The organism is Spongiibacter sp. (assembly GCF_041602295.1).
GTDB lineage: Bacteria > Pseudomonadota > Gammaproteobacteria > Pseudomonadales > Spongiibacteraceae > Spongiibacter.
Genome location: NZ_JBFIGO010000090.1, coordinates 1 through 11054 on the forward strand (window position 1 = coordinate 1; position 11054 = coordinate 11054).

7 protein-coding genes are annotated in these 11054 nt (G+C 62.4%); 2 read left to right on the top strand and 5 right to left on the bottom strand.

Annotation, left to right across the window (positions count from 1 at the left end; genetic code table 11):
• The 4 genes from ABYM29_RS12585 to ABYM29_RS12600 all read right to left on the bottom strand — a co-directional run.
• The coding region (locus ABYM29_RS12585) for a lysine N(6)-hydroxylase/L-ornithine N(5)-oxygenase family protein (protein WP_372865118.1) at positions 1–899 on the bottom strand (899 nt) is incomplete at its 3' end.
• The gene (locus ABYM29_RS12590; protein WP_372865119.1) at positions 896–2644 is read right to left on the bottom strand and encodes an IucA/IucC family siderophore biosynthesis protein; all 1749 of its coding nucleotides are present in this window, start codon (positions 2642–2644) and stop codon (positions 896–898) included. The genes ABYM29_RS12590 and ABYM29_RS12585, both read right to left, overlap by 4 nt.
• Entirely contained in the window at positions 2641–3618 is a 978-nt protein-coding gene (locus ABYM29_RS12595) for a GNAT family N-acetyltransferase (RefSeq protein WP_372865120.1), read from the bottom strand. Before ABYM29_RS12595 ends, ABYM29_RS12590 begins: the two co-directional genes overlap by 4 nt.
• A 1-nt stretch (position 3619) precedes the next feature.
• Positions 3620–5377: an IucA/IucC family siderophore biosynthesis protein gene (locus ABYM29_RS12600; RefSeq protein ID WP_372865121.1), complete on the bottom strand. Its 1758-nt coding sequence runs from the start codon at positions 5375–5377 to the stop codon at positions 3620–3622.
• 122 nt (positions 5378–5499) lie between these two features.
• Here ABYM29_RS12600 and ABYM29_RS12605 point away from each other — a divergent pair, with 122 nt between their 5' ends.
• Positions 5500–6678, top strand: coding sequence for a hypothetical protein (locus ABYM29_RS12605; protein WP_372865122.1), 1179 nt, complete (start codon positions 5500–5502; stop codon positions 6676–6678).
• 190 nt (positions 6679–6868) lie between these two features.
• Here ABYM29_RS12605 and putA read toward each other — a convergent pair whose 3' ends face one another.
• Complete coding sequence (putA, locus tag ABYM29_RS12610; protein WP_372865123.1) at positions 6869–10579, bottom strand: bifunctional proline dehydrogenase/L-glutamate gamma-semialdehyde dehydrogenase PutA; 3711 nt, start codon at positions 10577–10579, stop codon at positions 6869–6871.
• A gap of 164 nt (positions 10580–10743) precedes the next feature.
• Here putA and ABYM29_RS12615 point away from each other — a divergent pair.
• A partial coding sequence (locus ABYM29_RS12615; protein WP_372865124.1) for a DUF3703 domain-containing protein occupies positions 10744–11054 on the top strand: 311 nt, incomplete at its 3' end.

The window sequence follows — 11054 nt, forward strand, 5'->3', positions numbered from 1 at the left end:
ACCAGCTCACGGCCGGGAAGAAAGTGCACGGGGTAGCGCAAGTTACCCAGCGCGCGCTTTTCATACAGCGCGCGGTAGAGCGAACGCAGGGTATCCGGTGAAATGCCGTCTGAGGCCAGTTTTTGCTGCCGAACAATGGCGGCCTTGCGCTGGGCCGACACATTGAAAAAGGTATCCACGTACTGGGGGGCGAAATATTCATTGGTAAAGGCGATTTCATCCAGGGCCTCAAAATTGGGCCGTCGCGACAACCAGCACAGTGACGCGGGCTCGCCCCATTTGTCGGCGATGATTTGCTCGACCACTTCAGCGCCCGACTGTCCGCCGCCGACAACGGCGACCCGCAAGCCCTTTAGATCGAGCTGGCGACTCGTGATATCGGCATTGTGGAAACAGCGCTGACCGAGATGAGGCCGCACACAGTCGGGCAGTTTGGGCGACAGGCCGGTGCCCAAACACAGTGCGCTGGCCCGCAGCGGCTCATTGGCGCCACTGAGATGCACGGCAAACTGGTCGCCCTGCAATTCCACTGCCTCAATACGCTGGGCAAAACTCAAATTACTTAACTCCCGGCTCACCCAGGCGAGATAGTCAGCGTATTCCTCGCGACTGACCGCCGGCAGCTCGGCGCAGAGAAAGGGATAAAAACGCCGGTGGCTGACCAGATAGTTCAGAAAACTGTAGGGGCTAGTGGGCGCAACGCCGGTGACCAGATCCTTGAGATAGGAGGTTTGCAGGCGGGCATTGTCGAGCATCATTCCCGGATGCCAGCTGAACGCCGGCTTGGCATCAAAAAATTGACTGCTGAGCTCCGGGACCTGGGTCATTAGTGCAGCAATACTTAAATTAAACGGGCCGATGCCCAGCCCGGCAAAATCCAGTGGGCGGCGATTGGTCATGGCTGTTCTCCAAGGCAGAGGGGATTGGCGATAGCGCTGCCCAGTTCGGGCAGAGGTCTGGCGGCGCTATCTTGATAACCGATGCGAAAGCGCACACGATTTATGCAGACTTTATCCAGCTCCTTGCTGAACAGGGGGAACAGCCGGTGGCGCTCAGCCAGCTGTGGCTGGGCCGCTTGATAGTCGCGCAGGCAGTCGGCGAGCAGGCGGTAAAATGCGCTTTCCGGCAGCTGTAGCTGTTCTTCAAACAACGGTGAAATAAAGCGCAGCGTGGTAACAAAGTGACCGGTCACCAGGTCGTGCAGCAGGTGCTGGGCTGGCAGTCGCGGCAGTGCTGCCAACAGTTCAGTGGGCATCGACTGCAGTTGTGCAAAGGGCTGGTCCACCAGGCGTAAATCGCCGTGAAAATCTTTCAACACTGCCCGCTGGGGGCGGCCATTACGCAAGACCACGCTGATATTTTGGCCGTGGGCCACCACGCCCACACCGTAGGCGCACATCAAGTGATACAGGGGCACAACGACGGCGTCGAACAGCTCGCGCAGCCACTGCTCGGCGCTGAGGCCGCTGTCGGCCACATATTCACACACCAAGGCACGGCCGCCGCTGTCGGTTTGCATCAACGTCGACATCAACACGCCGCTCTCACCGGCCCTTAGCTGTGCCTCCAGGCTTTCGCGCCATACCGCGCCGAGCATTTCGACGTAGCGGTACGGCGTGCCGGCGATCTGCTGTTGACCCGGTGGCAGGCAGTGAACCCCCGCTAAATCGCCCTGCACAGTTAACTGCGCGGCCTGCAGCACCGGGTCGGCAGCGATGACCGCGCGCAGCCACGGTGTCAACTGCACGCCGGCGGCAATGCTGTCGCCCGGCACACCCCGATAGCAGGAAGTGTTGAGTATGCTCAGCGCCAATTTGATATCGCAACATCCCGGCCGAGCGATATTGGCCAGCGTGCGAATCGATTGCTGGGGCAGATAGCGATCGCCCCCTATACCCAGATCCACCAGCGTGCCGTCGGCCAGCCACTCGCCGTATTGACTGACAATAAAGCGCTGCCACTGCCAGGGGTGCACCGGCATCAGCAGGTAGGCGTCGGCGCACAGCCCCGCCTCAGCCATGCGCTGCTGCAAACGCTGTTGTTCAGCCCCGGTCACCAGCTGGGCGAGTAGCTGCGCTTCGCTGACGCCGCGAGCCACTGCCACATTGACGCGATCGCGATGCAGGGCGACAAGCCGCAGCTGAAAGCCGCTGGCCGATTCCGGTGAATAGCGCTGCAGATCTTCCGCGCCCCAGCCCATGCGGCCTTTATTTGCCAGCGCCTTGGGGTGGGCGTCGAGCAGCGCCTGCAGTTGCGGCCCGGCAACAGCCACCATGTCGCGTGCCGACAGTCCGGCGATACGCTGCTGGCGCTGCACCTCGCTGTAGAGGGTATTGTGAATTTCTTCGATTAACACGCCCAGGGTGATGTCGCTCAGCGCCAGCTCCTGCTGCGCATCAATCAATAACTGCACAGCCGAGGTGACCGGCATGCCCTCGCGCCGCAGCGAGGGGGCATCTACCCGCAACCAGCTCCATACGGTCTCTCGCGCGCAAAATTCGTAGCGCCGGCCACTGGCCAGTGCCAGCTGATAGCGCCCCTCGCCCAAAGGCTGTGGGCACAGGCTCTCCTCGTAGCTGCACTCACCGATAATTTTGGCGGCCAGTTGCGCATTGACCTGGCGCCACAATTGCTGGCGGCTCACAGGCGGATCTCCCGGAAAAAACGCTCGCGCTCACAGCTCACCAGTGCTGCGCGCTTGTGGGGGAAATCAAATTCCTTAACAAACTCCCAGCCCAGCTGCGGCAAATGGCGCAGCAAGCGGTGATTGTCGGCGCGCGGCTCGCCGACCAACCGCCGGGTACGCGGATCCAGCAAGAACAAGCACTGGGTCATCGCCTTCAGCCAGGCGCCGGTGCGCTTGCTCCCCAAAAAGCGCGGTTCGCCGACCAGCAGGTGCAAGCCGAGGTCGAAGTCGTCCGCGTCGCAATATGGCGCTATGCGGTCTTCCTTGGCCCAGTAGATCTGTACATAGGCAAAGGCAACGCCATCGAGATAGGCGATTAACGGTTCGCTGTGCGGGTCGGCGCGGCAGTCGCAAAGATATTGATCCAGCTCTTCGCGACTGCGCGCCTCTTCCCAAAACTGTGCCACGCGCGGGTCGTTCTGCCAGCGGTGAAACAGCTCACCGTCGCGCTCGACCTCGGCGCGGCGCAAGGAAAATACCGCCTGCAGTTCAGGGAGGTATTTTTCAAACAACAGGCCGTCGCCGATATGCGGGCGCAGGGGGTGGCGGCCACCGGGGCAGTCGGCCGCCACATAACTCAGCGGCATGCTTGGCCACAGTGCCGGCGCCAGCCACACCTCGCGGATCTGGTAAAAGGCCTGACGGGAGATCTGCAGACCCTTTGCGCAGGGCTGCCAGTGGGGGCGATGAATGGGCAGACTGGCGGCCAGCTCTGCGGCCAGTTGCAGCTGCTCGACGGCGGTCGCTGAACACAGGCGGTCGAGCAATTGATGCCACTGCCTAAACGACAAATCGTCGCCGCTAACGCGGTGGATATACAGCGTGTCTGCGCCGCGCTGAAACTGTATCTGCCAGGCCTGCCGGGCCGCGCTGAAGTCGGCCGAGGTGTCGCTAACACTGTCAATATTTATCTTAAATATACTCTGTAACATATTAATTTAATTCTGTTTTAAGTGGATTGTTGATGGGGCGGTAAAGGCTGAGAATATCGCCATGGGTGTTCTCATTAAGGCCTTCAAGCGCACAGTAAAAATTGGCTTTTATCTGCAATTCCGGCGATTCCAGCAGGTAGCGGATAACACTGTCGTCAGCCACACCTTCGCAGCGAACGCCGTCGAGAAATGCCCGCAACTGTGCGATCAAGGCGGCCTCGCTGAGCTGGCCCGACATCGCCAAACTGCTGATCACATTGAAGGTGGCGTTGATAAACAGGTAATAGCTGAACAGGGTCGCCGTCATCGTCGCATCGATTAGCCGCAGCCCAGAGCCTGCGGCGCGCAAGTCCAGGCCAAGCTGCCGCTCGGCCAGCGCCGAAAACCCAGTGCCCTGACAGTCGCGAAAGTACATGTGCTCGGGCCAAATACCGTCTTTAAGTCGCAACACCAGGTTCTGTTGATGGGCGCCAAACAGCAGGCCGAAATTAGCTTGTGCCAGCAGCAGTGGCCGCACCGCTACCTCAAGGAACTGCGCAAACCACTGCCTCAGCCCCGCCGCAGAGTCATTGCCGCTGGCCCGCAGACGCTGGACCAGGCGCGATTCGCCACTGCGCGGATCGTCTTGCAGCAGGGTCGCCAAGACCTCGGTGTGCTCAGCCGCCGCGCCAAGAAAGGGGTTGGCTCGCCACAGCAAGCCCGTTTCAGCGATGGGCTCTCCAGCATCGTCCACCATGCAGCAGCCAAGCGGTTCCAGCAGCAGACTCATCTGCGGGAAGCGGCGCTGAAACTCCCGGCCACGCTCGGAATTCAGCACCTCGGCCAGCTGTGCACCGCGCGCCAATTCCTCGGCTTGCAGGGTGCGCAGCGAGTTGGTCAATTTGACGTTTAGGGAGAATTTGAGCATCCACGGCGCGGTTTCGCAGTAGATCGCCCGCAGCGACGAGGTCGCCCGCCAAGGCAGCGTTCCCTCCCCCAGCAAGCGCAGGCTGCCGGCGACCAAGCGCTCAGCTAATACCGGGTGACGCTGCCAGTAGCGCCACTGGAAGGGGTGGCAAGGCAGCAATTCCTCGCCGTCATCCAACGCGGCCAGCCATTGCTCAACCTGCGGGTCAGCGCCGGCCAGTTCGCTAATCAGGGCGCGCAGGCGGTAGCCCTCGGCGGCGAAATGCGCGAGGTGTTCGCGCTTGACCGCCAGCCACAGCAGTGCAAAGTCTGCGGCGTACTCCGGGGCGAAGCGGGCGGCATCGTCGCCGACAAAGTTATCCCGGGCCTTCGGGCAGGGGTGTAGCGAATGGCCAATCAATAGCCCGCCCTCCGCCTCGATAAAGTTTAACGGGCGCTTTGCCAAGGCATCGAGGTCGCGGCGGCGCGCCTTAAGGTTGGCGGCGATGTTGTCACAGCTTTGCCAAAACCGGGCGAGCATGCGCTGCTGGCTGCCCTCGGCAATACCCAGTGCAGCCAACGCGAGCGGCACACTGTCAGTCAGACTCAAGGCGCAGCGCCTGCCATCCACCGACTGCAGGTAGGCACTGCCACAAAAATGGTGGCGCCCGGCATGGGAGTAGCGGCGCACCCCAATACACAAGCGTGCACCGCCAGCCAACGCCATTTGGTACTCCCCCGCCCCGCCAGCCGCGCGGTCGGACACAAACAGCCAGTCGCCGGCTTCGCGGATCAGGGCATTGTAAAAACAACGGTGTGCAGCCTGGGCAGCCATGGCGGCGTCGGCACTGCTATCTGCTGGAAAAGAACGCAAGGGTCTTGCTCCCGGTCAACTTGCAAACGATAATCATTCTCGATAATTGACGAAGATAATAATGATTCTTATTTGCGACAGCAAGCGTGCTCGATGAAATTTTTTATTCGGAAGGAATATCTGTGAACAAACTACCGGGGGCGGCGTATGCCGCGTCGTTACAGTTGGGCCTAACGCAATCCGTGCTGCTCGCCAGCCTCCCCCTCTTGGTTGCGCACACCGGCATCCCCTTTGGGCAATGGTCCCTCTTCCTCGGCGCCACCCTGCTGCTCACCCTGGTCGCGACCCCCTGGTGGGGGCGGCACATAGATCGTCACGGTGGCTGGCAAAGCCTGAAGAAAACCGCGGTCGGCACGCTGGCTTGCAATCTCCTGCTTGCGATAGCGCTGTTTTTGCCACAGCCACCGTTGGCAGCGGCGTTGATACTGCTGTCGCGAATAGGCTACGCGCTGTTTGCCTGCGGTCAGTACCCCAGTAGCCAAACCCTGTTACTGCAGGGGCTTGGTAGCAACTCGCCGCAGCGCAGCATGGCAAGGCTGACGGCCGCTAATCATGCGGGGCGCCTGCTGGGACCCGGCTTGGTCGCCGCGTCGGCCGCGCTGTGGTATCCCCTGCCAATCGCCGTTCTGCTGTGTGCCGGGGCCGCGCTTGCGCTCTACGGCACCGGCAAACACTCACCGATACCCGCCGGCAACAGCCCCACGCCGTCCGCGGCAAAACGCACTGACAGCGCGGTATTCCGCCGCTGCTGGCCGGCGCTGTGTTGCGCTTTTTTGACGACCGCAGTGGCCAGTACGCTGCAATTCACCCTGAGTTATTCTCTGGCCGAACACTTTTCCCTGAGCCCGCAGCAGGCCGCGCAACACTTGAGCACAGTGCTGCTCATCGCCACTGCGGTGGGGCTATTAGGCGCCTTGCTTATTGTGCCCGCCGTCAGCGCCGCTCCCCGTCGGCAATTTGCTGTGCTTTGTCTGAGCCTGCTGAGCGGCGCAGTCATGCTGCTGCAAACCTTCAGCTTCGCCCTGTTATTGCTAGCGACCAGCCTGCTGTCACTGGGCCTTGCCGTAGCTGCGCCGGCATACGCCAGCTGGGCACATGCCCGGCACGCCGACCGCCCAGGAGCCATGACCAGCTCACTGGCCAGCAGTCACACCCTGGGGCACGCTGCGGGCATTGTGTTCGCGGGCGCGGCCGGTATTGAGTGGCTGGGCATCAGTTATGTCGGCATTCTGTTGGCGGTGGTCACGCTCTGTGTGCTGATGTCGGGCGTATTGCTGCACCGGGCGCGGGCGTTAAGTTGATCACCGCGCAACCACTTGCCGTGCTCGCCGCCGGAATGTGGCGCTCGGCCTACCCCGGGGCGGGCCTGCTAGTGGCAGCGGCGTTAACAAGCCGGCCACTGCTAGCGCCGCGACGCAAGCCGCGCCCTCAACCCAGCTGGAGACTGGAAAGCAGGCATGGAGAGGGCTATTCAGAAGATGCCAACAGGGCTTAGGGATCGGCGAGATTTAATAAAAAGGCATTGCCGCCGGCCGCACTGAGGTTGTCGGTAACGGTTTTTTCTTCAATAAAGCGCTGCCAATAATGCGGGCCGATGGTTTCGCAAATAAACCGCGCAATCTCCCCTTCGCGCTGGGCAAGCAGGCGGCAGATTTCCCCGCGCAGCGCGCTGTCGGGCGGCGCAATAACGCCGCGAAGCCCCGGCGCGCCGAGGATGGCCGCCAATGGCTGGTCAGCCGGATACGCGCACAATTGCAGTAGTTGTTCGCCCCGCGCGAACGGTTGCAAGGCGGTCGCCAGCGGCGTGAACAGGGCGAGCCACTCTGCCGGCAGATAGGCCTTCAGGTGATTGCCACTGAGCAGACTGACGACCATGCTGAGCAGCGCGTGAGCGGCGGAGTCGCCTGCGCGATACATCGCCAACAGCTGGCCGCGCGGCTCCGCGTACAGCTGGTTGCTTTCGCCGGTCGGCCCGGGCAAGTCGACGGCGCGACGCCACTGCGGTGCCTGAGCCAGCAGCCACCGACACCAGTTCAGGCAGTGGTCGCTGAAGGTATTGTCGCGCTGCTGCGCAATAAATGTCGCCACGCAGGCGACAATCGCGGCCTCGTGACTGCCGTCGGCAAAACCCTCAGGCTGCGACGCGCTGAGCTGTGCGGAATACGGCGCAATACCATCAGCGCTGACCGCGCATTGGCGCAGCCGCGGCAGATAGTGCGGGCCGCCGGCTTTGGGCCCAGTGCCAGAGCGCCCGCGGCCGCCAAAGGGCTGGACGCCCACCACCGCGCCGACCATGTCGCGGTTGATGTAGACATTGCCGACCCGCGCCCGTTCGGCAATGCGCGCAGCGCGACCCTGAATGCGGCTGTGAATACCCAGGGTCAGCCCAAAGCCGCTGGCGTGTATGGCCTCCAGCAAGGGCTGACCACCGCCGCGCAACTGCGCGGAGGAGAAGCGAATCAGGTGGACGATTGGCCCGAAAACCTCTTCTCTGATCATTGCCGGATCGTCAATTTCATAGAGTCGGGGGGCAAAAAAATGGCCGTGCTGGCAGCGCTCTGGCAGCTCACAGCAATAGAGCAACCGCGCACGGCCCTGCAGGGAATCGACGTGAGCATTGAGGCGGCCCACAGCCTCGGCATCAATCAGCGGACCGACATCGGTGGCAAGCTCAGCCGGATCGCCGATCATCAGGCAGGCCATGGCGCCGCTGAGCATGGTGATTAACGCCTCGGCGATATCGTCTTGCACATAGAGCAGGCGTAGCGAGGAGCAGCGCTGGCCGGCGCTGTGGAAGCCCGAGCGAATCACATCGTCAGTGACCTGTTCGAGTAGCGCGCTGGAGTCGACGATCATCGCATTCAGACCGCCGGTTTCGGCCACCAGTGCAATGGGCGCGTCTGGCCGCGCGGCGAGCCGCCGATTAAGCCAGCCCGCAGTGGCGCAGGAACCAGTAAACAGCACCGCGCGAATGGCCGCTTCATCGGCCAATACCTCTCCGGCATCCAGGCCAGGGGCCAAAACCAGCTGCACACAGTCGCGGGGCAGCCCCGCCGCAAGCATAATCGTCACCGCCTGTTGCGCGATCAAGGCGGTTTGCGGCGCCGCTTTTGCCACCACCGTATTGCCTGCCGCTAGCGCGGCGGCGATCTGGCCGATAAAAATCGCCAGGGGAAAATTCCACGGACTGATGCATAACACCACGCCGCGCGGCGCGGTCGCGGCGGCATCCTCGCGCAGGCACTGCTGGGCATAGTATTGGCAAAAATCAATGGCCTCGCGCAGCTCCGCCTGGCTGTCGGCAATACTGCGACCGGCCTCTTTGATGCACAGTAATATCAGCGCATCCCGATGAGCCTGCAGTGCACTGGCGATTTCCCGCAGGATCTGCGCCCGCTCGGTAGCGGCGCGCCCGGCCCAATCGGCAAGGGCCGCCTGGGCTGCGGCGACCTTGGCGCGCATTTGCTCGGGCTTGTGGTGATCCACTGCGCCAACGATTTCCCGCGTGTCGGCGGGGTTGCGCACCCTCATGGCGCCTTGGCGGGTCGACAACAGGCGCGGTAACTGTTGGCCCAGACCGGTCTGCAATGCGCGCAGCGCGCCAATATCACTGAGCGCGACGCCCTGAGAGTTGGCCCGCCCGGCACCGTATAAGTTTGCCGGCAGCGGAATATCGGGGTGGCGGCTGCAGCGACTGGCGCGCAGCCGTTCTGCCGGATCAGCCAGCAAGCTATCCAGCGAGTAGGCAGGCTGGTGCATGGCATTGACAAAGGAGCTGTTGGCGCCATTTTCCAGCAGTCGCCGCACCAAATACGCCAGCAAATCACGGTAGCCCCCCACCGGAGAGTAGATGCGACAGGGTATCGCCGTTTGCCGCAGCACTTGCTGATAGAGCGCATGCCCCATGCCGTGCAAGCGCTGAAACTCAAAGTCGCGGGCCTCGCCGGCCAGCTCCATGACGGTCGCGACCGTGTAGGCATTGTGGGTGGCAAACTGGGCAAACAAACCGGGGCTCCCCAGCAGGCGTTTCGCACAGGCGATATAGCTGGCATCCGTGGCACTCTTGCGGCTGAACACCGGGTATTCGGCCAGCCCCTCCTGCTGTGCCTGTTTAACTTCACTGTCCCAGTAGGCGCCTTTTACCAGCCGAATATGCAGCGGCCGGCCGCCGCGCTCAGCCAAGTCTGCCGCCCACTCGATCACCGCCGGCGCACGTTTTTGATAGGCCTGCACAGCAAAGCCCATGCCCTGCCAGCCCTTAGTTTCCGGGTCGAGATAGCAGGCCTCGATTAAGGCCAGGGAGACATCCAGCCGCGCCGACTCCTCGGCATCGACGGTCAGGGGAATATTGGCGCGCCGGGCCAGCCTCGCCAACTGCACAAGGCGCGGCAGCAGCTCGTTGTGCAGCGCGCGGTGATGGGCCAAGTGATAACGCGGATGCAGGGCCGATAACTTGATAGAAATGCCGGGGTTTGCCAGCACATTAACGCTGGCGGCGCGCCGCTCTAGCCCGCTAGCGATGGCCTTGATAGCCCCTTGATAGTGTTGAAAATAACGCTCGGCATCAGCCTGGGTGCGGGCACCCTCGCCGAGCATATCGTAGGAATAACGAAAGCCTCGCGACTCCAGTTTGCGAGCCCTTTTAAGTCCTTGTTCAATGCTATTGGCAAGTACAAATTGACGGCCCATCAGCGTCACAGCCAAGCCGATGCAGCGGCGAATCGACTGGCGTTGCAGCGCAGCGAGCTGGCTGCCAAGCAGGGTCGCCGGCGGCCGGCGATTTAGGCAGTGGCTCGCCCACATCAGGCCGTATAGGGCCAGCTTGATGTCCGGCGAGGCCGCCGCGTGCAACTGGCCGCGCCAGTCGCCGCGGTGCAACTTGTCGGCAATTAAGGCGTCGGCGGTGGCCGCGTCGGGCACCCTCAGCAGGGCTTCGGCCAAGCTCATCAAGGCGCGGCCGGCCGAGCTGCTCAGCGGCATCGCACTGAGCAGGCTGTTCACATCGCGCCCACGCTGTTGGCGGATCTCCTCAATCCAGCGCCGTGCTTGGCCTTGCGCTCGGCGGCGGCCCTGCTCTCCGAGTTCGGCGGCGCTTGCCAGCTGCCTTAGTAGCACCTCTTCGTCGGCGAGATAATCCCGCTGAATCGCCTCGCGCAGTGACTCGGCGTCGCTTGCCCACGGCGGTAGCCACTGCTGGGTCATAGCGCGTACGGCCTGCAAATTGTCGCTGCGGTCTGTCGCAAAGCTGGCCCTCCGTTTTCACTGAAGTATAGGCCTCGACGGCGAATTATTGTCCTGAGGCTTGACCCTGAAGTTAGCTATAAGCAATAGCCTAGTGTCACTGAATAGCCAGCGGAGAGAACGCGATGTTACCCCCCTTATTTGGCTCGCGCTTTTGCCGCGCGATTGCAGCGGCGGTGCGCGAGGAGCTGCAGCTGGCCCGTCTCGCTGAAGCTAATGGCGAGACAGAACGCGCCTTTGCACACTTGGAAAACGCCCATGTACTGGGCCAGTCGGCCACCTATTGGCATGTTCTCGTCCATATAAAAATGGCCGGCTGGGCAATTCGCCAGGGTGACCGGCGCGAGTTGTTCGCCCAGATCATGCGCAGCGCCGCTGCGCTGATCGTCACGCCGTTTGGCTGGCTTCCCGAGGGCAACCCCGGCGGTGGCAGGGT

Bases quoted from the DNA above. Each gene is read 5' to 3' on its own strand.
- ABYM29_RS12595 (WP_372865120.1), bottom strand. From the start codon at position 3,618: ATGTTACAGAGTATATTTAAGATAAATATTGACAGTGTTAGCGACACC.
- putA (WP_372865123.1), bottom strand. From the start codon at position 10,579: ATGACCCAGCAGTGGCTACCGCCGTGGGCAAGCGACGCCGAGTCACTG.